Origin of the sequence: Lacunisphaera limnophila (assembly GCF_001746835.1) — a bacterium.
In the GTDB taxonomy this organism is placed as follows: domain Bacteria; phylum Verrucomicrobiota; class Verrucomicrobiia; order Opitutales; family Opitutaceae; genus Lacunisphaera; species Lacunisphaera limnophila.
In genome coordinates, this window is record NZ_CP016094.1 from 355,983 (window position 1) to 376,021 (window position 20,039).

Sequence of the window (20,039 nt, forward strand, 5' to 3'; positions counted from 1 at the left end):
CACCCCCTAGCCTGACCCTCCCCCGTGCATCTCTACCTGATCCGCCATGCCCACGCCCTCGATGGCGACGATGATGTCGTCCGCCCGCTCAGCCCCAAGGGTCGGAAACAAATCCGCGCCGTGGGCAAATGGCTGCGTGACACCGGCGCCTTCGAGGCGGTCGAGATCTGGCACAGCCCCCTGCGCCGCGCCGAGGAAACCGCCAAGTTCCTCGCGCGCCGGCTCAAGTCCAAGGCCCGCCTCACCGATGTGGGCGGCCTGCGGCCCGACGACGCCGCCGATTCGATTTATAAAAAACTCCACCAGCTGCGCCACCCCGTGGCCCTGGTCGGCCACGAACCGCACCTGAGCGCGCTGGCCTCGCTCCTCGTGGCCGGCGAATCCGTCCCCGCCCGCTTCGTCTTCAAGAAATGCTCCGTTCTCCGTCTCGACCGCATCGACGGCGTCTGGGCCGTGCGCTGGCAGATCTCCCCCGAACTGGTCTGACCGGCGGGGGAACCTCACGCTTTCCGTCCGACGTACAACAGGTATTCCCACACGCCGCCGTAGGCCCGACACACCCGATCGGTCACCGGCGATAGCGTCTCGCGCAACAGCGGCCGCAGGTGCCCGTCCATGCGCACATGATTGACCCCCATCCACCGGGCGAACCAGCGTTGCCGCGTGGCGTGGAAATCCACCAGCGCCAGGTGACCGCCGGGAACCAGGTCGCGCCGCGCCGCCTCGATCGCGGCCTCGAACCCGGGATTGAACATCGAGAGCGCGTACGAGCACAGCACGAGTTGGTGCCCCCGCGCCGCGGCCACCGGCGCATCGTAGGCGCGCCGCAGCAGCGTCACGCGCGAACCGTACGGCGTTGTCTTGCGCCGGGCGATCGCCAGCATCTCCCCGGACAAGTCCACCCCCGTGATCTGCGCCCGCGGGAACCGACGCGCCAGCGCCACCAGGTTCCGCCCGGTGCCGCAGCCGACCTCCAGGATCCGCGCCGGCGCGGGCTGGGCCGCGGCCGCCCGTTCCAGGATCGCATCCCGCCCGAAAAGGAAACTCCAGCGGGTCGCGTCGTAGATCCCGGCGTGCATCCGGTAATAGGCTTCGATCCCGGGCGGGCGCTCCGGAGCGGCGGGCAGGGAAGGCAGGAAACGGGAACGCATGGGAGCAAGACGGTTCAAAGCACCTCGGCGAAGTGCAGGCTGCCGTACGTGCCGACCCGGTCGGTGCGGTGCAGGGGTTCCGTGCGTTCCGGGTGGAAGCGCAGCCGCGACCGCACCCCGGGCGGCACAAAACCGAGGTCGAGCCCGGCCGAACGCATCAGGATCCGGGTCCCGGGCCGGCTGTTGGCAAAAATCAGTTCCCATTCCTCCGCCAGCGCGGTGGGATCGTGATGCGCGAGCCAGTCCTGGTGGTCCAGCAGCACATAATGCGAGTACACCCCGGGATGCTGTTGCAGGAACTGCGTCACGGTGCACGTGTGCGGGTGCACCCGGTCGGCCCGCGCCGCGAGCCCCGGCAGGTTCTCCTCCCGCAGGTAGTTCGGGCAGCACGACAGCGTGTAGGACCCGGTCATGTAGACCCGCCAGAAATAGTTTTCCCGCGCCGGCAGCTCCGACATCACGTGGCGCAGTTTGTCCTTCACGTAGGCGGTCACGCCGCCCGGATAGTGATCGTCGATCAGCTTGATCTGCGGCGCCGGCACGCCGAGGAGCGTCATGAGCAGGCGCTGCCGGATGAGCCAATGACTGAGCTTCCCCCAGATCTTGGGCTCGAGCAGCGCGTACACCCGCGCCTGCTGCGCGAGCGTGTCGGCGTCGAGCAGGCAGAGCGCGTGATTCTTGATGTTGGGCTTGGCGCGGAACAGGGCGCCACCCATCAGCCAAGCCGCCATGCCGGCCGCCCCGTGGTAATAAAACGACTTCTTCATGCTGCCCGGATCAAAGAAGGTGATGTGGTCGTCCCAGAAGGCCTTCGCCGGGGCCGACAGGCCCGCCCGCAGGGCCCGGTACACCGGGCGGAACCGCTCGTGCGAACCGATGCCGAAGAATTCAAACAGGTCGCCGAAATCGCCCCGCCGGATCAGCGCCAGCTTGAGCTCAAGCACGGCATTCTGGCGGTGGTTCACATCCACCGCATGGATCTCGGCCGGACCGTCGAGCAGGTAGTCGAGGGCATTGCAGCCGGCGCTGGTGATCATCACCACCCGGCTCCGTTCGTCGAGGCCCAGCAGCTGCCGGTCAATGCGCGGATCCTCCCAGCAGGCGTTGTAGATGAGCTGCCCGCCATGGACGTGGTGAAAGACCAGGTCGTGGGTCGCCTTGAGAAAACGCCGGGGAAAGACAGTGCGGGATTCGGCCATGTTTTCGCGAGCAATCCACGGGCCGGGCCCCGGCTCAATCCCAAGCCTCCGTCCCGATGCAAACTTTACCTGTCCGACACATTGGCCCCGCCCTTGCCCTCGCCCTCGTGGGAGCCCGCGCCTCGCCCCGTGGGAAGGAGTTTTACCCGGCCCGGGGTTTAGCCTCAATCTCCCCCCATGAAATCCCTGCTCCTGCTCTGCCTCCTCGCCGTCACCGCCTTGGCCGCCGCCGACCCGGCCCCCGCGCCCAAAATTGAGAAATTCAAGCTCGGCGACTGGGAGGACGACATCGGTTACCGCGCCGCCGTGCGCGTGGGCGACACCCTCTACATCTCCGGCATCGCCGCCGCCGGCCCCATGCCCGCCGCCATCGCCAGCGTCTACGGCGAATTGAAAAGCGTGCTCGCCGCCCACGGCCTCACCTTCGCCCACGTCGTGAAGGAAAATCTCCACACCACCGATCTCGAGGCGGTGAAGGCCCATCAACCGCTGCGCCGCGCCTGGTACGGCCAGGATTTCCCCGCCGCCACCTGGGTCCAAATCAGCCGGCTCTACCAACCCGACCAAATCCTCGAGGTCGAGCTGATCGCCGTCTTCCCCGCCGCGACCCGCTGAGCTTCACGCGGCGGCCTGGAACCGCTTGCGGGGCCACGTCCGCCCGCAGCCAAGTCCTGCTCCGTGGGGAACGGCGCTCGGCGACACCCGGTTCAGCCGGCGGCGCGGGTAGAAACAGCGCGCTTGGTGCGCCCGCTCAGATCCCCGCCAACTCTTCACCTGGCGCGGGCGCGGGCATGGTCGCGTCCGCGGCCGCCGGCGGACCGGCCTCGAAGGAGAGGATGTCCCCCGGCTGGCACTCGAGCGCCGCACAGAGCTGCTCGAGCGTGCTGAAGCGGATGGCCTTGGCGCGGCCGGTCTTGAGGACCGACAGGTTCTGCGGCGTGATCCCCACCTTCTCGGCGAGCGTGTTCAGGCGCATTTTGCGCCGGGCGAGCATCAGGTCGACATTGACGATGATAGGCATGGGGGGCTCCGTTAGATGGTGAGTTCGCTCTCTTCGCGCAGTTCGGCCGCCATCTCGGCCAGCCAGGAGATACCGATGATGACCGCCCCGATGATGAGGATGTCGGCGTCCAGCCTGACCGTGTGCTGCGCCTGCGTCGCGAGCATCAGCGGCAGGAAGGCGCCGGCCAGCTTGACCAGGCCCCACAACACGCAGGTGACGCCGAGCTGACGGATCTGCCGGGCCGAGTCCAAGGTGAAGATTTCCCGACGCGCATAGTTGCCCAGCAGGTGACGGAGGTGACCCAGGCCCTTGGCGGCCACCGCCGCCGCGGCCAGCACCACCGCGGCGAGGAGCAGCCGTGAGGTCAGCATCAATTCGGAAGGCACGAAGGTCTGGCCGTCGAACGTGATGTGCGCCGTCCACCCGGCCAGGATCGAGGTGGTGGCCGCGACACCGATGATGGCGACCGGGATGAAAAGGCCCGTGCACACGGTCCGCAGGAGCCTGCTGTAGCGTTCGATCTTAAGAAGTTTGGTCTCTGTATCTGAATTCATGGTGGTTGTGGGGTTACGCCCCTCACCATCGGCACAGATCAGCGTTAGTCAATATCGAATTATCGTTTATCGATACTTTATTACTGATTAAACGTATCCAAACCCCGAACCAAACTCCTAAACCTCTGATCAAGAGAGCTCGTCCGTAGCCGGGGTCGCGAACCGCCGCCGCTCACAACCCCGCCAGGCGCGCCGTGGCGTCGCCGAAGCGGTCGAGCTTCACGCCCATGCGGTCCATGAGCGACAGGTGCAGGCTCGACACCTTGCGGTTCTCATCCCCGGCCGTGAGATAATCCAGCACGCGTCCGGTCTGCAGCGTCCCGCCACCCTTGCCCGCGAGCAGGATCGGCAGCCGGTCCGCGCTGTGCGCGTCTCCGTCGAACAGGCTCGAAGCCATCATCAGGATCGAGTGGTCGAGCATCGTGCCCTCGCCTTCCTTGATCTCCTTCATCCGCTGCGTGAGGTAGGCGAACTGCTCGATGTGAAACTGGTTTGTCCGGAGGTACATCGCCTCCTTGTCCGCCGCCTTGCCGTTGTGCGTGAGGTCGAGGTGCAGCGCCCCCTGCACACCCTGCAGGAACCGGAAATTCATCTGCGAAAGGTCGTTGTTCAGCATCAGCGTGGCGATGCGGCTCTTGTCCATCTGGAACGCCAGCACGGTCAGGTCCAGCATCAGCTTCATGTGCTCGGGCACCAGCTGCGGCAGCTCGTTGGCCGGGCGCGGCAGGTTCGGCTGCGCGAGGGTCGGCCGCCAGCCCTCGAGGCGCTCCTCGCGGTTGGCCCGCTCGATGCGTTTCTCGATGTCGCGGATCGATTCGAAATACTCCTGCAGCTTCACGTGGTCGTCCCGGCTGACCTTCCGCTTCAACCCGGCGGAATCCTCGCGCACCTCGTCCAGGATGCTGCGGTCAAGTTGCCGCCCCGTACCATCGCCGACCAGCCGGTCAAAGGCGCGGCTCGGGTAGATCTCCTTGGTCGCCGGCTTGGTCGGCGAGATCCACGACAAACTGGACCCGTAGATCATCGACAGGCCGTCCTCCAGCCGCAGCTCGTTGGGTTCGATGCCGAGCACCAGGCTCGGGACCGCCGTGTGATGGCCGATCTGCGCCGCCAGCACCTGGTCCATCGTGGTGCCCACCCGGATCTCCCCCGGGTCCAGGCTGACCGGTGCGCCCGACAGCAGGTTCATGCGACCCAGGTGGGGGCTCGAGGAATCCAGCGCCGCCTGGCTGTAGAGCCCGTTAATGAAGACCATGTCCTCCCGGTGCGGCGCCATCGACGCCAGCGCCGGCCCGAGCTCCATTGTGGCACCGGTGCCGCGCGCCCACCAGTGCGCGGGCTCCACGCCGTTGGAGAAATACACAATGCCCAGCCGCAACGGCGGCCCCGCCGTCTTCGCCGCCGCCCCGGCCGCGACCTGGCCGAACAGCGGCATCGACTCCAGCCACGGCAACGCCAGGGCGACGCCAACCCCCCGCAGGAAATGCCGCCGGGACATGGGAGCAGGGCTGGAGTGGCTCATGGGGTGGAAGGGGTGAGACCTGAAACGTGGGACCTGAGACTCGAAAGTGGAGTCCCGCCGGCAGCGGGGGAATGGTAGTCAGCCTGCACACTTTCGCACCCTTGTCGGTGCCGAAACTGGCGGCTGGAGACGATTTTCACCGCGAGGTCGGCGAAGGCCGCCTCCCCACCCGCGCCGACCAGGTCGTCCACCAGCGCGCGGTCGGATGCCAGCACCGTGCGGCCGAGCGCGTAGCCGATCATCTTTTTCGCCAGCGTCTTCCGGACCTGCGCGTCGCGGCTCTCGAGGTAACCCAGCAGACCGGGCACCCCGGAAATCGTGCTCTTGTCCGCAAACTCTCCGGCCACGTCCACCGCCGCGCCGTCCTCGTAGGCGGTGCGTGAGCGGCCGATGGCGTCGAAGCCCTCCAGCGGGAAACCCAGGGGATCGATCCGCAGGTGACAGTTGGCGCAACTCGCGTTGCGTTTGTGCGCATCCAGCCGCGCCCGCAGCGTGAGCCCACCAAAGGCCGCCGGATCCGACGGCAACGTGCCCGCATCCGCCGGCGGCGGCGGGGTCGGCGTGCCGAGGATGCGCCGCAAGATCCAGTCGCCACGCTTGACTGGGCTCGTGCGCAGCGGGGCCGAGGTCGTCGTGAGCACCGACCCCAGCCGCAGGGCGCCGCCGCGGTTCAGCGTGCCGGCGTTGCCGACGCGCTCCACCGCGGTGGTCGAGGTGACCGGCGCGGTCACGCCATAAAACTCCGCCAGCGGGCGATTGAGGAAGGTGTAGTCGGCATGCAGGATCTCGCGCAGGGGCCGGCCCTCGCGCACGATGTACTCGAAGGTCGAGACGGCCTCGTCGTACATGGCGTTCTTCACCTCGTTGGTGAATTCCGGGAACCGCGCCTGGTCCACGCCGGTGAAGGCATCGAACCGATAAAAGCCCAGCCACTGGCCGAAGAACTCCGTCGCCAGCCGGCGCGCCTTCGGGTCCGCCGTCATCCGGCGTACTTGTCGCGCCAGTTGCTCCGGCTCGCGCAACTCCCCGGCGGCCGCGGCACGGCGCAGCTCCTCATCCGGAACCGACGACCACAGGAAGAAACTCATCCGGCTCGCCAGCTCCCAGTCGTCGAGCGGTCGCTCGGCCGGGTCGGCCGTCGGCTCCAGCCGGTAGAGAAAGGCGGGCGACACCAGCACTCGCGCGAGCACGGCCTTGATCGCCTCGTCATGGTCCAGCTTCAGCGCCGTGCGGCTCCGCGCATAGAAGGCCCGGAGCCGCGCCTCCTCCCCCTCGGCCAGCGGCCGGCGCCAGGCCCGGGCGGCAAATTCCAGCGCGTCTCCAAGGTGGCGTTCCTCGCCCTGCCGCCGCGCCTGCGTCACCTCGTCGAAATGCCGGCGCAACGCCGCCACATAGGGCCGGGCCGCGTCGGGCAGGGCGGCGAGGCGGGCCTCGTCCATGTCCTCCATGCGCGGACTGTCCAGCTTCAGCCCAAAATGCTCGGCCAGCATGCCCAGGTACGCCGTGTGGTAGGGCCACGAGCCAAAGAGGTCGTTCCACGCCTCGTTCAGGCGCTGCCGGTCGGCGCCGTCCACCAGCTTCTCGGTGAAGAAGGCGTCGTTGCGCTGGTATTTCACCTTCAGCACGAAGGCGTCGTGCTCCGCGCCGTTGTAGGTGTTGTCAAAGGGTGCCGGCACCGGGTCGCGATCGGCCGGGTTCGCCTCGCCGTGCGAATTAGGCGGCAGCAAGGCGGCGTATTCCGCCAGGCCGGCCCGGAATTCCCGGTAACCCGGGCTGGCCGGGTCGCCCACCAAAATGCGGTGACGCTTGTCGCGGGCCCCCGGCGGCAGGACGTCGGACACCAACACCCGCACCACTGCGTCGCGGTCGCCGCCCAGCTCGGCGTCGGCCTCGAAGAAATACACCGTGTCCGCCAGCGCGCGCCCCGCCAGGCTCGCCGCGAGCTCGGGGCCGGTCAGCCGGATGGTCCGCGGTCCGGTGGCGGCGAAATCGTCGGGCCCGAGGCGCGTGCCGTCCGCGCTCTCCCCGAAGCGGAAGGCCGCCGCCTGGTCCGGGGACAACACCGTCCGCAGGGGCAGCGTGGCCAGGATCGGGCCGGACACCGCCGCCCGCCGCGCTTCCTGCACCACCGTGGCTCCGACGAGGAACTTGTCCTCGGGCGGCACGACTTCGCGGATGACAATCCGCGGGTTCCGCCAGATCACCACCGGCTCGCGGCCCGGCCGCGGGTTCACGTCGTCAAAGGACAGGTGCAGGGTCCACGGTCCCGGCAAGGTCGGCACGAACAGCACCGGTTTCACGCCGGCCGGGGCCGGGGGGAATTCCGGCGCACCCAGCCGGTAAAGATAACGGTGCTGCGGCGCCGCCTTGAGCGAGACGTCGTCAAACTCGATCGGGCTCTCGTCGCCCTGCCCGCCCGCCGCCAGGTCGCCGCGCGCGAAGAACCAGCTCGGCCACGTCGTGAGCTTCCGGTAAAGCTCATCGCAGCCCGCGCGCGCCGCCGCCTGGGCGGCCGCCGGGTCCGCGCCAGGTGCCGGCAGCGCCTGCCAGCGCGCGATGGTCTCCCGCGTCGGGAAACCCGGGTCGGGCCGGTTGACCACGGCCCAGATGTGCTCGGCAAACGGACCGCTGATGCCTTCCTTCGCCGCCAGGCCGCGCAAGGTGGCGTCCGGGTCGCCCAGCGCGGCCCGGTGCCGGTAATACCAGCTGACATAAAACGCCTGCCCGTAGCGCTCCAAGCCGAAGGGCCGCCCGCCCTCGCCCGAGGCCACGCGGAAACCATGGGCGGCGTAGAGGGCGTTGATGCGATCGAGCGCGGACAGTTCCACGCCCGTGCGGCCGGCGTCGGCATGGAATTGCAGCGGTCCCGCGCCGACCACCGCGTGGTCCGCGATCACCTTGGCCGCCTCGAGAAACCGCTCGAGGGTGGCGTCCTGCACGAACTGCACGTCGCCAAAGTTGGTGAACCCCTCCCCGCCCACCGAGTCGCTCGAGGCATCGATGCCCGCCGGCAGCTCCACGCCGGTCAGGTCGCGCACCACATACGAATATTCGCCGCTCGTCAGCCGCCGCACCGTGACCCGGCCGGGCTCGCCGGCGTGGGCCTTCTCGTAGGCGTCGAGCTCCGCCCGCACCCAGCCGGCCGCGGCGGCCCGCTCCGCCGCGGTCGGCAGCAGGTCGGCATCGTCCGGCGGCATGTCACCCGACTCCACCACCTCGGCGATCACCTCCCACACGTCGGCCCGCGGCCCGACCGCGGGCGTCGCCACCAGTTGCTCGAGGCTGACCTTGCCCTTCGGCTTGGTCGTGCCGTGACACTCATAACAGTAGGTGCGGAAAAAATCCGGCGGCGGGGTCTGGGCGGCCAGGGAAGGCAGCAGCCCGCAGACGGCGGCAACGCAGATCCCTAGGGGTGACCGGGGTCTCGGGGTACGAAACACGCCCGAAAGATTGGCAGGTCGGACGAAGGCGCAAGCGTTTGCTGCGCAAATCTTGTCCTCACGCCCGGGCGCGCCCGCTCGCCGACCGCGCCGGTGGAATCGCACGTTGCAGTTCCGGGCGATCGGACAATCTTGAACCCAACCTCCTTCCCCCATGGCCAAACCCGTCTGCTACTCCACCAAGGCGTTCTCCACCACCGGCGCCACCGCCCCGCTCAGCGCCGCCACGATCGAGCGCCGCGAGCCGACGCCCACCGACGTCCGGATCGAGATCCTCTACTGCGGCGTCTGCCACTCCGACCTGCACTTCGCCCGCAACGAGTGGGGCTTCACCCAGTACCCCGCCGTGCCCGGCCACGAGATCGTGGGCCGCATCACCGCTGTCGGCGGCGCCGTGAAGAAATTCAAGGTCGGCGACACCGTCGGTGTGGGCTGCCTCGTCGACTCCTGCCGCACCTGCCCGAGCTGCCGCGCCGGCATGGAGCAGTTCTGCGATCTCGGCCTCGCCGGCGGCACCTACGGCGGCACGGAAAAACACCTCGGGACCCCCACCCTCGGCGGCTACGCCCAAAGCATCGTCGTGACCGAGGATTTCGTGCTGCGCCTCCCCGCCAACCTCGACCCCGCCGCCGCCGCGCCGCTGCTCTGCGCCGGCATCACCACCTACTCGCCGCTGCGCCACTGGAAGGTCGGTCCCGGCCAGAAGGTCGGCATCGTCGGGCTCGGCGGCCTCGGCCACATGGGCGTCAAGTTCGCCAAGGCCTTTGGCGCCCACGTCGTCCTCTTCACCACCTCCCCGGGCAAGGTCGCCGACGGCCAGCGCCTCGGCGCCGACGAGGTCGTGATCTCCACCGACGCCGCGCAGATGGCCGCCCAGGCCGGCAGCTTCGACTTCATCCTCGATGCCGTCTCCGCCTCGCACGACATCAATGCCTACATGAATCTGCTCAAGCGTGACGGCAACCTCACGCTCATCGGCGCACCCGAGAAGCCCCTGCCGGTCGCCGCCTTCCCGCTGCTCATGCGCCGCCGCTCCCTCTCCGGCTCACTCATCGGCGGCCTGCCCGAGACGCAGGAGATGCTGGATTTCTGCGGCCGGCACAACATCACGAGCGACATCGAGATCATCCGCATGGATCAGATCAACGAAGCCTACGAACGCATGCTGAAGAGCGACGTGAAGTACCGCTTCGTGATCGACATGAAGACCCTCCTCTGAGCCCCGCCGTCGGGGTCAGGACTCGGCCCATGTCGGGTCGTCGCTTGCGACGACCTAACCCACGTCCATGGGCCTCCCAGGGCCTCTCGCCCATCTCAAATTTCAAATCTGAGATTTCAAATTCCATCCGACCAATCCCTGCCACGCGCCAAGGCCGCCAAGGATCCAACCCCTTTGCGCCTTCGCGCCTTTGCGTGAGACCTCACAATCTCTCGCCTCCCCCTTCGCGCGAGGCCCTCTGATTTGCACCCCGCAAATCACCCTGAGCTTGTCGAAGGGCTTCCTCCGCCTTCCCAACAACCAACAACTAACAACCAATACCTTCTCCTCCCCACTCCCTCGCACCCTGACACCCTCGCACCCTCTTCGTCTCCCTTTTCGCGTCTTTTTGTGCTTTTTCGTGGCCACCCTCCGTGGTTTCATCCCGCCATGCCCAAGCGCTTCCCCGTCCGCCTCGCGCTCGCCGTCCTGCTGGTCCTCTCGCTCACGCTGGCGCCGCTGCGCGCCGCCGAGCCGGCCAACCTCACGCTGGCCAAGGAAACCGTCCACCGCTACCTCACCTCCGGCGCCTACGGGGAGGACCTCACCAAGGTCGCCGTCAAGGCCGGCAAGCACCTCGCCAAACGCGTCGCGCGCCCGCTGAAGGCAGGCGAGAAACGCGCCATCGTCTTCGACATCGACGAGACCACCCTCACCAACCTCTCGCATATCACGGCCAACGACTACGGCTACGTGCCCGAGGTCTGGAGCCGCTGGACCGCCACCGGCCAGGCCCGTGCCATCATCCCCGTCCAACTGATCTACGATGTCGCCACGCACAACCAGGTCGCCGTCTTCTTCATCACCGGCCGCGGCCCGGCCGAGGCCGCGGCGACCGAGAGAAACTTGCGCGAGACCGGCTACGCCACCTGGGAGAAAATCTATTACAAGCCCGATGACCACAGCGGCACCGCCCGCGGCTACAAGACTGAGATCCGCCGCCAGCTCGCCGCCCAGGGCTACACGATTCTGCTCAACATCGGCGACCAGGAGAGCGACCTCGCCGGCGGCTTCGCCGAGGCCACCTTCAAGCTGCCCAATCCGTTCTACCTGATCCGGTGACCGCGGGCGTTAACTCTCCCTTGTAGGGCGGGGTCGCCGACGGAGGCTTGGCGGAGATGGCGAAGCAACCCCGCCTTGGTGCGCAGGTGGCACCACGCTCGAGGCGGGGTTCAGCGACCCCGCCCTACAATCTAAGCCCGTTATCAGATTTCAGGTCTCAGGTTTCAGGTTTTTTCTGTCCCTTGTTACTTGTCACTTGCCCCTTTTCACTTCTCCCCCGCGTGCTTCTCCCCGCCTTCACCATCTTCACCGGCGCCTTCCTGCTGTTCCAGATCCAGCCGCTGATGGGTAAGTATCTGTTGCCGTGGTTCGGCGGCGGACCGGGCGTGTGGACCACCTGCCTGCTGTTTTTCCAGACCCTGCTCCTCGGCGGCTACGCCTACGCCCACTGGCTCTCGTCCGCCTTCCCGCCGCGCCGGCAGGCCGTCATCCACCTCACACTCCTGGCCGCCTCCCTGGCTTTTCTCCCCGTGATCCCGGGCACCGGCTGGAAACCGGAAGGACAGGACGAGCCGGTCGGCCGCATTCTCCTGCTCCTGCTCACCACGGTCGGCCTGCCCTACCTCGTGCTCTCCGCCACGGGTCCGCTCGTCCAACGCTGGTTCAGCCTCCTGCACCCGGGCACCTCACCCTACCGGCTCTACGCTCTCTCCAACGCCGGCTCGCTCCTCGCCCTGCTGACCTTCCCGTTCGTCTTCGAGCCGCTGGCCCCGCGCGCCAGCCTCGCCTGGGCCTGGTCCGCCGGGCTAATCGTTTTCGCGACGCTCTGCGGCGCCCTCGCCTGGCGGCTGCGCGGCCTACCGACGATCCAAGCCCCGGACATCGCCCCCCAGATCCCAACTCCGGCCCCGGCCGCCACCGATCGCCTGCTCTGGTTCGTCCTGCCTGCCCTCGCCTCGCTCCTGCTCGTGGCCACGACCAACAAGATCTGCCTCGATATCGCCGCCGTGCCTTTCCTCTGGGTGCTCCCGCTCGCGGTCTACCTGTTCACCTTCATCCTCTGCTTCGATCACCCGCGCTGGTATTCGCGCCGGCTCTGGGCCGCGCTGCTCACCGCCGGCTGCGGCGCCACGGTCCGCTGCGTGCAGGATGCCACGATCTCCCTGCCCGTGCAAGTCGGGGTCTACGTGACCACCCTCCTCGCCGCGGGCATGGTCTGCCACGGGGAACTCCACCGCTTGCGTCCGACCGCGGCCCGGTTGACGGGCTACTACCTGACCATCGCCGCCGGCGGCGCGGCGGGCAGCATCTTCGTGGCGCTGCTCGCGCCGCTGCTCTTCGCCGACTACCGCGAGCTGCAGCTCGGCCTCGTCCTGCTGCTGTATTTCACCGGCGTCGTCTGCCTCCTGTACCGCAGCCGCTCCCTCGCCCTCGGTGTAGCCCTGGGCGCGCTTGCCGTCCCCTTCGTCGTGCCCGCGCTGCAGGCGGAGGCGGGGCGCGGGGCCGCCGCCTGGTTCGGTTCCTGGGCGATGGAGTGCTACCTCTTCTGCCGCGAACACCTGCTGGCGATCGGAGCCGGCCTGGTGCTGATCGCCGTCGGCCTGCGCCATGGCGCGCGGATCGGCACGGGGGGCTGGCAGCGCCGCATGGGCGCCGTGCCGCTCCTCCTGGCGGTGCTGCTAGGCGTGGTCTTCGTGCGGCAGGCACAGCACGACGGCCGGAACGTCCTCGCTGCGGCCCGCAATTTCTACGGCGCCTACAAGATCCTGCTCTACAACGAAAACGACCTGCTCGGCCGCTGTTTCATGCTCTCGCACGGCGGCATCGTCCACGGGCTGCAGTTCGGCCATTTCGAGTATGCGGGCTGGCCCACCTCCTACTACGGCGCCACCAGCGGCGTGGGCCGCGCCCTCGACTCGATCCCGGGGGAACGCCGCATCGGGCTCGTCGGGCTCGGCGCCGGCACCCTCGCCGCCTACGGCCGGCCGGGCGACGTGTTCCGTTTCTACGAGATCGACGCCGCCATCGTCGGCGTCGCCCGCACCCACTTCTCCTTCCTCCGCCGCACCCCCGCCACGGTCGAGATCGCCCTCGGCGACGCCCGGCTCACGCTGGAGGACGAGTTGCGCCGGGGTGATTCCCAGCCCTTCGACCTGCTCATCCTCGACGCATTCAGCGGCGATGCCATTCCGATCCATCTGCTCACGCGCGAGGCGATGGCGCTCTACCTGGCCCGCCTCAAGCCGGGCGGTCTGATCGCCGTGCACATCTCCAACCGCCACCTCGACCTGCGCCCCGTGGTCGAGGGCCTCGCCCGGCACCACGGTCTGCACATCGTGAACATCAGCGACCAGGTCGAGAAGCGGGACTGGTGGCTCTACGACAGCAGTTGGATGCTCCTCTCCGCCGACCCCGACAAGCTGGCCGCCGAGGCCATCAGCTCGGCCGCCGAGGAACCGCCCGACGCGACCGCGACCTACGTCGACTGGACCGACGACCACGCGAGCCTGTTTGAGATCCTGAAGTGACCTGTAGGGCGGGGTCGCCGACGGAGGCTCGGCGGAGATGGCGAAGCAACCCCGCCTCGGACGTGTTGCGATCCGCGAAGAAAGGCGGGGTCCGGCGACCCCGACCTACAAATTATGCCTTACTTTGCCGGCTCGGCCACCGCCGCCGGCGCGGCCTCAACCGCGACGGCCGGCGGCGGGTTCTGCCAGAAATAATGCCCGCGCTGGGTGCGGTCCCAGCGGACATACAGCGCGGCGGCGGCCAGCACCAGCAACAGCACCCACAGCAGCCGGCGGCGGCGGGCGGCGTCCTTGTCCTCATAGGGATCATCCAGCGAACGCCGGGCCCCGGCCGGCAGCACGGCTAGGTCGGTGAGCTTCGTGCCGAAGGGGATGTTGATCGCCACGCGGCCGTTCACCGCCCAGCCGTTGCCCTCGAGGATGGGGCCGAGGGTGCGTTGCCGCAGCTTCAGCCACGCGATCACCATCGAAGGGGTTGAGATCACCAGGATCAGGCCGAGGACCACGAGCGGGTACTGCCAGGGCTTGAGCTGGAAGACATACCCGAGGATGAGCGTCAGGGCGGTGACCGCACCCGAGATGGCGACGCCGATGGCCGCCACGGCGCCGACGTCCACCTTCTTCGGCGGCTCGATCTTGGCGGCGACCGCACCCTCGGCCGTGCTCGCGAGCTTGGCGCTCGAGGCGGCCTCGGCGGCGGCGGCGCGCTTGGCCACCTGCTCCTCGATCATGCGGAGGAACTTCTTGTACGGCGACCAGAACGCCTGCCGGATGCTGATCGGGTTGTCCACGATGGCCGTGACCACGGCGTCCCAGTCCCGGCCCTGCCGGTCGTAGAAGACGCCGTTGCGGCCGACAAAGAGGTAGTCGCTGTCGCCCTGCGTGAAACAGGCCGCGATCTTCATCGGCGGGAGCCCGGCGCGCTTGCAGTCCACATAGGCGATGTAGGCCTTGCTCATGGCCGCGAGCGGGTTCGGCGCATCCACCCGGATGCACAGCTCGGTGCTGCGGCTGTCGAGATAGAGCGTGCCGGCCTGGAAGACCGCCCACTGGTCGCGCGAATAGAAATCGGCGAAGTTGACGAAATTGTGCAGCAGCGCGCGCAGGTCGCGGTGGTAATGCGTGAGGCGGTCCACGTCGCTGATGGCCTTGAACTCGGGCTCCAGCGCCTGATCGCGGGCGACCAGCGCGGCAAGGGCCGCGCGCCCTTCCCCGGCCAGGATCGCCTTGATCCGAGCCAGCCCAAGCGGCTCCACCGCGCTGCCGGCCTTGCCGCCGAGCCAGGTCTCGTAGGGCGCAAATTTGGCGTTGAGCGCGGCCCAGTCGGCCTCGGTGAGGGCGGTCTTGGCGGCCCCGAGCACGGGCGTGACGACCGCGGCGTGCAGCGTGGCCAGCGCGGCGGCCCAGGCCGGATTCACCCCGTCAAACAGCGGCAGCGCGCGCCCGCCCTCGATGCGGGACAGCGGGAAGCCGGTGACCTCGTCGGCCGTGATCTTCAGATCCTTCGCGGCGATGGCGAGATACTCGCTCTCGGCGCCGTTGAGCGCCGCGGCGGCGCGGCCGTCGTAGGCCGCGAGCCGGCAGCGGCCGAAATAATCCTGCACCTTCGGCCGCACGGCCTTGAGGGCAGCGACGGCGGCATCGGTCGCCTCGCCCAGCACGGCGATGTCCTTGCGCGCGCTGTGCTCCACCCATGCGGCATACGCGGTGAGTTCACCGAAAAAGGCCTCGATCTGCGCAGCCGTGACGCCGATCGCGCCGGTGCGGTCCGCCGTGCCGCCCAGGCACGCGATGATGTCCTTGATCAGCGCCTGCACCGCCGCGTCCTCCGTGGCCTCGGGCGGGATCACGCCGTCACCGTTGAGCGCGCTGGCGGCAAAGATCTGCGCGGTGTTGCTCGAGTCGGCCACCGTGATGGCCGCGGCTTCCTTCTTGCCCAGGTTGGCCAGGATCTGCCGGGCGGAAGCGAGGAGGATCTTCCCCTCGGGCGTGGCGTCGTTGATCGCGGCCAACGGCAGGCCGTCGGTGCCGTGCAGCAGGACGCCAAGGTCCTTCAGCCGCGGCGTGGCCCATTTGATGGCGGCCAGCAACTCGGGCACGCGGATGCGGCCGTCGCCATCGGCGTCCAGCAGCTTGAGCGTGGCCTCGTCCAGCTCGAGCCCCTTCACCGGGCAGCTCAGCGCCACCCACAGTTTCTGGTCAAGCTGCTCAAGATTGAGGAGGTCGGCGCCTGATTCGAGGGTGACTTGATCGAGGCCGCCGGTCCGGAAGAATTTCCAAGTGTGCATGGGTGTGGTGTGTCCGGTCAGCCTTTAAGGTCGGGCCCGGGCAGGCAAATGCGAAGTGGCCGGCAGGCCCCCCACCCTGGGCAAGATGTGCGCATTGCTGGCCAAGGACCGCCGGTCCCGCCGGCCGGTTTGGTGCTATGCTCACCGCATGAAAACCTTCCTCGTGCCCGTCGATTTCTCGCCGGTCACCGACAAGGTGATTGACGCCGCCCTGGGTTTCGCCCGGGCCATGCAGGGTCGGGTTATCCTGCTCCACATCATCCAACCCCCCGTGATCGCCGGCGGAGAGCACGCCCTCCCGGCCGATGTGATCGAGGAGGTGGTCCAAAACAACCAGCGCGCCGCCCTGCAGAAACTCGACGGCCGCCGGGAGAGCTTCCGCAAGGAGGCGATCGACTGCAGTGTCGCCGCCGAGGTCGGCGCCCCCGACCGCGTAATCGTGGCCGAGGCCGCCAAACGCCAGGCTGACTTCATCATCATGGGGTCACACGGCCATGGCCGGCTCTACGACTTCCTCGTCGGCAGCACCGCCAGCGGCGTGATCAAACAGGCTACATGCGGCGTGATCGTGATCCCGCCCGCCGACCGGCACGACTGAACCCATCCCCCCGCCGCCGTTTTTCACCGGTGAACGGCGCACCGCAAAAACGGACCGTCCGACCGCGATCCGGGCGCAATTCGCGGCCTTCTCCCTTGGCAGACCCCGCCGCGTGACTACGGTCGCCAGACCCCGTTCAGGCTTGGTTAGTCCGTCGTCCGTCGTCTGTCGTCTCTAATCCGTCCTCCCCCTCCCCATGAACCACCCCACCCCCACCGGTGTCGACCGGCGCGCCTTCTTCAAAACCCTCTCCGCCGCCGGCCTCGTGCTGGGCGCCGCCCCGGGCCGCCTCGCCGCCGCCGTGGCCGGCCGCCGCAAACGCTACGCCATCGTCGGCCTCGGCTCGCGCTACCGCATGTATCACGACGCCATCGAAAAAACCTACCCGGAACACGCCGAGCTCGTCGGCCTGTGTGACAAGAATCCTGGCCGCCTCGCGCTCGCCCTGCAGCGCTCGGCCGAAAACGGCGCCCCGGTGCCGCGCGGCTACGTCCACACCGATTTCGACCGGATGATCGCCGAGACGAAACCCGACGTTGTCATCGTCACCACCATGGACGCCACCCACGACGACTACCTCGTGCGGGCCATGGAGCTCGGCTGCGACACCGTCACCGAGAAGCCGATGACCACCACGCCCGCCAAGGCGCAGCGCATCCTCGATACCCGCGCCCGCACCGGCAAACTCGTACGCGTCCTGTTCAACTACCGCTACTCGCCGCCCCGCACCCAGGTGAAGGACATCCTCATGTCGGGCGAGATCGGCGAGGTGCTCTCCGTCGACTTCCAGTGGCTGCTCAACACCAGCCACGGCGCCGACTACTTCCGCCGCTGGCACGGGCGGAAGGAAAATTCCGGCGGGCTCATGATCCACAAGGCCACCCACCACTTCGACCTCGTCAACTGGTGGCTCGGCGCCGTGCCTGTCTCCGTCAGCGCCACCGGCAAACGCGAGTTCTACACCCCGGCCATGGCCCGGCGCTTTGGCCTCTCCTCCCACCATGACCGCTGCCACACCTGTCCGGAAAAGGAGAAATGTGGCTTCTTCATGAGCCTGGCCGACAACCCCTCGCTCAAGACCCTCTACCTCGACCAGGAACACCACGACGGTTACTTCCGTGACCAGTGCGTCTTCAACCCGCGCATCGACATCGAGGACACGATGAACGTCATCGTCGGCTACAACAACCACGTCACCCTGAGCTACAGCCTCAACGCCTTCAACGCGTGGGAGGGCTACCAGATCGCCTTCAACGGCACCCTCGGCCGCCTCGAGCACCGCATCGTCGAGCAGGTCTACGTCAACGGCGCGGACTCCGACGCCAGCCAGGGCGCGATCGCCGAGGACGGCGTCACGACGACGGTGATTCCCCTGCGCGGCGCGCCCCGGCGGCTCGAGGCCTGGACCGGCGCCGGCTCGCACGGCGGCGGCGACAAGCTCATGCTCGACGATCTCTTCCTGCCCGTGCCCCCCGCCGACAAGTACCAGCGCGCGGCCGACGAGCGCGCCGGCGCCGTCTCCATGCTCATCGGCGCCGCCGCCAACCAGTGCTTCGCCACCGGCCAGCCGGTGGACGTCACCAAACTCGTCACCGGCCTCGGCACCCCGGAATACGCCCCCATGCCTGGTCGCACCGGCCCCCTGCCGATGCCCGCCCGCGCCCGCACCCGCCGCGGGTGAAGGTTCTTCAAGGTGGAACCTGCCCTCCGGGCAGGTTTCTTCCCGGCATGGTTCCCGGGTAGAAAATTTCCCCCAGGCAAAAGACCGAGCGTTCGCCCCGCCTGGCTCGTGGTGGGCGGTCAGCTCGCTGACGCCACGCCCGCGGATCACGCGGCGTGAGCAAGCTCACCGCCCACCCGCCAGGAGCAAACGGACCGCCCGCGCCCTCAATCGCCAAACGTGATCCCCTGCGCCAGCGGCAAATCATTCGAATAGTTGATGGTGACGGTCTGGCGGCGCATGTACGCCTTCCACGCGTCGCTGCCGCTCTCGCGACCGCCGCCGGTCTCCTTCTCCCCGCCAAAGGCCCCGCCGATCTCCGCGCCGCTGGTGCCGATGTTCACATTCGCGATGCCGCAGTCACTGCCGCGCGCGGACAAAAACTGCTCCGCCTCGCGCAGATCGGTGGTGAAGATCGCCGAGCTCAACCCCTGCGGGACCGCGTTCTGCAGCGCGATGGCCTCGGCGAGCGTTTTGTAGCCCATCACGTACAGGATCGGGGCAAAGGTCTCGTGTTGCACGACCGGCCAGTCGTTCCGCGCCTCGACGATCGCAGGCGTAACGTACCCGCCTTTGAGACGTCCACCGCCTTGCAGGATCCGCCCGCCCTGCTTCTTCACCTCGGCCAGCGCCTTTTGCATGGCCTCCACCGCGGCCTCGTCGATCAACGGGCCGACCAGCGTGCCGGGCTTGAGCGGGTTGCCCACCGGCAGCTGCCGGTAGGCCGCGACCAGGGACTCGGTGAACTTCGCGCGGATGGACTCGTGCACGATGATCCGCCGCGTGCTCGTGCAACGCTGCCCGGCGGTGCCGACCGCCCCGAAGACCACCGCGCGTTTCGCCAGCTTCAGGTCGGCGGAGGGGGCCACGATGATAGCATTGTTGCCGCCGAGTTCGAGCAGCGACCGGCCGAAACGCTTCGCCACCACCTCGCCCACCCGGCGGCCCATGCGGGTGGAACCCGTGGCCGAGACGAGCGGGATAAGGCCGTCATGGCTGAGCAGCTCGCCGACCGTCGGGCCGTCCCCGATCACCAGCGAGAAAACCGCCGGATCAACGCCGTGCGCGAGGCAGACCTTTTCCGCCAGCCGGATGCACGCGATCGCGGTGAGCGGGGTCTTCTCCGAGGGCTTCCAGAGCGTGGCATCACCGCACACGGCCGCCAGCGCGCTGTTCCACGCCCAGACCGCCACCGGGAAATTGAAGGCCGAGATGATGCCCACCACGCCAAGCGGCTGCCATTGCTCCATCATCCGGTGCCCCGGCCGCTCCGAGGCGATCGTCAGGCCGTGCAGCTGGCGCGAGAGGCCGGTGGCAAAATCACAGATGTCGATCATCTCCTGCACCTCGCCCGCGCCCTCCGCGCGGATCTTGCCCGCCTCGAGCGTGACCAGCAGGCCGAGCTCCTGCTTCAGCCCGCGCAGGGCCTCGCCGTAGCTGCGGACCACCTCGCCCCGCTTGGGCGCCGGCAGGTCGCGCCACGCCAGGAAGGCTTTCTGTGCGGCCGCGACCGCGAGCTCATAGTCCCCGGGCGTCGCCTGCCGTACCCGCCCGAGCAGCGAGCCGTCGATCGGCGAATGCTTCGCCAGCACCGGCCCCGATCCACCCCAGGCTCCGGCAAACACCCCGGGATTCGTGGCGACCTGCGACAACCCGAGCTTGGGAAAGATCGCCTTGGCGATGGCGGAAACGGAAGTGGATTTAAGCATGGTCATGAAGGGATAGAGAGAGCCTTGCTCCGCTGGGCCGCGGCTCAGCGGGAGGTGAGCCCACCGG

Annotated in this window: 15 protein-coding genes; 7 read left to right on the forward strand and 8 right to left on the reverse strand. The window is 68.3% G+C overall.

Annotation, left to right across the window (positions count from 1 at the left end; all coding sequences use genetic code 11):
- Positions 1-24: 24 nt before the first annotated feature.
- The gene (sixA, locus tag Verru16B_RS01575) at positions 25-486 is read left to right on the forward strand and encodes a phosphohistidine phosphatase SixA (RefSeq protein ID WP_069960643.1); all 462 of its coding nucleotides are present in this window, start codon (positions 25-27) and stop codon (positions 484-486) included.
- Between the two features lie 14 nt (positions 487-500).
- Here sixA and Verru16B_RS01580 read toward each other — a convergent pair whose 3' ends face one another.
- A complete protein-coding gene (locus tag Verru16B_RS01580) occupies positions 501-1,151 on the reverse strand; it encodes a class I SAM-dependent methyltransferase (RefSeq protein WP_179947402.1) in 651 nt (216 codons plus the stop codon).
- 14 nt (positions 1,152-1,165) lie between these two features.
- The gene (locus Verru16B_RS01585) at positions 1,166-2,350 is read right to left on the reverse strand and encodes a BtaA family protein (protein WP_069960644.1); all 1,185 of its coding nucleotides are present in this window, start codon (positions 2,348-2,350) and stop codon (positions 1,166-1,168) included.
- 177 nt (positions 2,351-2,527) lie between these two features.
- Here Verru16B_RS01585 and Verru16B_RS01590 point away from each other — a divergent pair, with 177 nt between their 5' ends.
- Entirely contained in the window at positions 2,528-2,965 is a 438-nt protein-coding gene (locus tag Verru16B_RS01590) for a RidA family protein (protein ID WP_069960645.1), read from the forward strand.
- 136 nt (positions 2,966-3,101) lie between these two features.
- Here the strand turns inward: Verru16B_RS01590 and Verru16B_RS01595 are convergent, their stop codons facing one another.
- From Verru16B_RS01595 to Verru16B_RS01610, 4 genes are all read right to left on the reverse strand, one after another.
- Positions 3,102-3,371 carry a helix-turn-helix domain-containing protein gene (locus Verru16B_RS01595; RefSeq protein WP_069960646.1) on the reverse strand — a complete coding sequence of 90 codons (270 nt, stop codon included), beginning with the start codon at positions 3,369-3,371 and terminating at the stop codon, positions 3,102-3,104.
- 11 nt (positions 3,372-3,382) lie between these two features.
- On the reverse strand, positions 3,383-3,907 hold the full coding sequence (locus tag Verru16B_RS01600) for a DUF2975 domain-containing protein (RefSeq protein WP_083270019.1): 525 nt from the start codon (positions 3,905-3,907) through the stop codon (positions 3,383-3,385).
- A gap of 172 nt (positions 3,908-4,079) precedes the next feature.
- Positions 4,080-5,429 (reverse strand): DUF1552 domain-containing protein, encoded by a 1,350-nt coding sequence (locus tag Verru16B_RS01605; protein ID WP_069960648.1) that lies wholly within the window; start codon positions 5,427-5,429, stop codon positions 4,080-4,082.
- Entirely contained in the window at positions 5,426-8,869 is a 3,444-nt protein-coding gene (locus Verru16B_RS01610) for a DUF1592 domain-containing protein (protein ID WP_069960649.1), read from the reverse strand. Before Verru16B_RS01610 ends, Verru16B_RS01605 begins: the two co-directional genes overlap by 4 nt.
- 154 nt (positions 8,870-9,023) lie before the next feature.
- Here Verru16B_RS01610 and Verru16B_RS01615 point away from each other — a divergent pair, with 154 nt between their 5' ends.
- The 3 genes from Verru16B_RS01615 to Verru16B_RS01625 all read left to right on the forward strand — a co-directional run bounded on the left by Verru16B_RS01615 (position 9,024) and on the right by Verru16B_RS01625 (position 13,657).
- Complete coding sequence (locus Verru16B_RS01615; protein ID WP_069960650.1) at positions 9,024-10,088, forward strand: NAD(P)-dependent alcohol dehydrogenase; 1,065 nt, start codon at positions 9,024-9,026, stop codon at positions 10,086-10,088.
- Positions 10,089-10,517: 429 nt separating this feature from the next.
- Positions 10,518-11,189, forward strand: coding sequence for an HAD family acid phosphatase (locus Verru16B_RS01620; RefSeq protein ID WP_069960651.1), 672 nt, complete (start codon positions 10,518-10,520; stop codon positions 11,187-11,189).
- Between the two features lie 221 nt (positions 11,190-11,410).
- Positions 11,411-13,657, forward strand: coding sequence for a spermidine synthase (locus Verru16B_RS01625; RefSeq protein ID WP_069960652.1), 2,247 nt, complete (start codon positions 11,411-11,413; stop codon positions 13,655-13,657).
- Positions 13,658-13,776: 119 nt separating this feature from the next.
- Here the strand turns inward: Verru16B_RS01625 and Verru16B_RS01630 are convergent, their stop codons facing one another.
- Entirely contained in the window at positions 13,777-15,945 is a 2,169-nt protein-coding gene (locus Verru16B_RS01630) for a hypothetical protein (RefSeq protein ID WP_069960653.1), read from the reverse strand.
- A gap of 148 nt (positions 15,946-16,093) precedes the next feature.
- Between Verru16B_RS01630 and Verru16B_RS01635 the strand changes: the two genes are divergently transcribed.
- Together Verru16B_RS01635 and Verru16B_RS01640 are read left to right on the forward strand one after the other, a co-directional pair.
- Positions 16,094-16,543, forward strand: coding sequence for a universal stress protein (locus Verru16B_RS01635; protein WP_069960654.1), 450 nt, complete (start codon positions 16,094-16,096; stop codon positions 16,541-16,543).
- Positions 16,544-16,739: 196 nt separating this feature from the next.
- Positions 16,740-18,224 (forward strand): Gfo/Idh/MocA family protein, encoded by a 1,485-nt coding sequence (locus Verru16B_RS01640; protein ID WP_069960655.1) that lies wholly within the window; start codon positions 16,740-16,742, stop codon positions 18,222-18,224.
- A 206-nt stretch (positions 18,225-18,430) separates the two neighbouring features.
- Here the strand turns inward: Verru16B_RS01640 and amaB are convergent, their stop codons facing one another.
- Positions 18,431-19,972: an L-piperidine-6-carboxylate dehydrogenase gene (gene amaB / locus Verru16B_RS01645; protein ID WP_069963549.1), complete on the reverse strand. Its 1,542-nt coding sequence runs from the start codon at positions 19,970-19,972 to the stop codon at positions 18,431-18,433.
- Positions 19,973-20,039 lie beyond the last annotated feature (67 nt).

What these genes read in the sequence shown, in the direction of transcription:
- Verru16B_RS01615 (WP_069960650.1), top strand. Translation starts at nt 9,024, where the DNA reads ATGGCCAAACCCGTCTGCTACTCCACCAAGGCGTTCTCCACCACCGGC.
- amaB (WP_069963549.1), bottom strand. Translation starts at nt 19,972, where the DNA reads ATGCTTAAATCCACTTCCGTTTCCGCCATCGCCAAGGCGATCTTTCCC.
- Verru16B_RS01620 (WP_069960651.1), top strand. Translation starts at nt 10,518, where the DNA reads ATGCCCAAGCGCTTCCCCGTCCGCCTCGCGCTCGCCGTCCTGCTGGTC.
- Verru16B_RS01580 (WP_179947402.1), bottom strand. Translation starts at nt 1,151, where the DNA reads ATGCGTTCCCGTTTCCTGCCTTCCCTGCCCGCCGCTCCGGAGCGCCCG.
- Verru16B_RS01585 (WP_069960644.1), bottom strand. Translation starts at nt 2,350, where the DNA reads ATGGCCGAATCCCGCACTGTCTTTCCCCGGCGTTTTCTCAAGGCGACC.
- Verru16B_RS01640 (WP_069960655.1), top strand. Translation starts at nt 16,740, where the DNA reads ATGAACCACCCCACCCCCACCGGTGTCGACCGGCGCGCCTTCTTCAAA.
- Verru16B_RS01600 (WP_083270019.1), bottom strand. Translation starts at nt 3,907, where the DNA reads ATGAATTCAGATACAGAGACCAAACTTCTTAAGATCGAACGCTACAGC.
- Verru16B_RS01590 (WP_069960645.1), top strand. Translation starts at nt 2,528, where the DNA reads ATGAAATCCCTGCTCCTGCTCTGCCTCCTCGCCGTCACCGCCTTGGCC.
- Verru16B_RS01630 (WP_069960653.1), bottom strand. Translation starts at nt 15,945, where the DNA reads ATGCACACTTGGAAATTCTTCCGGACCGGCGGCCTCGATCAAGTCACC.
- Verru16B_RS01635 (WP_069960654.1), top strand. Translation starts at nt 16,094, where the DNA reads ATGAAAACCTTCCTCGTGCCCGTCGATTTCTCGCCGGTCACCGACAAG.
- Verru16B_RS01595 (WP_069960646.1), bottom strand. Translation starts at nt 3,371, where the DNA reads ATGCCTATCATCGTCAATGTCGACCTGATGCTCGCCCGGCGCAAAATG.
- Verru16B_RS01605 (WP_069960648.1), bottom strand. Translation starts at nt 5,429, where the DNA reads ATGAGCCACTCCAGCCCTGCTCCCATGTCCCGGCGGCATTTCCTGCGG.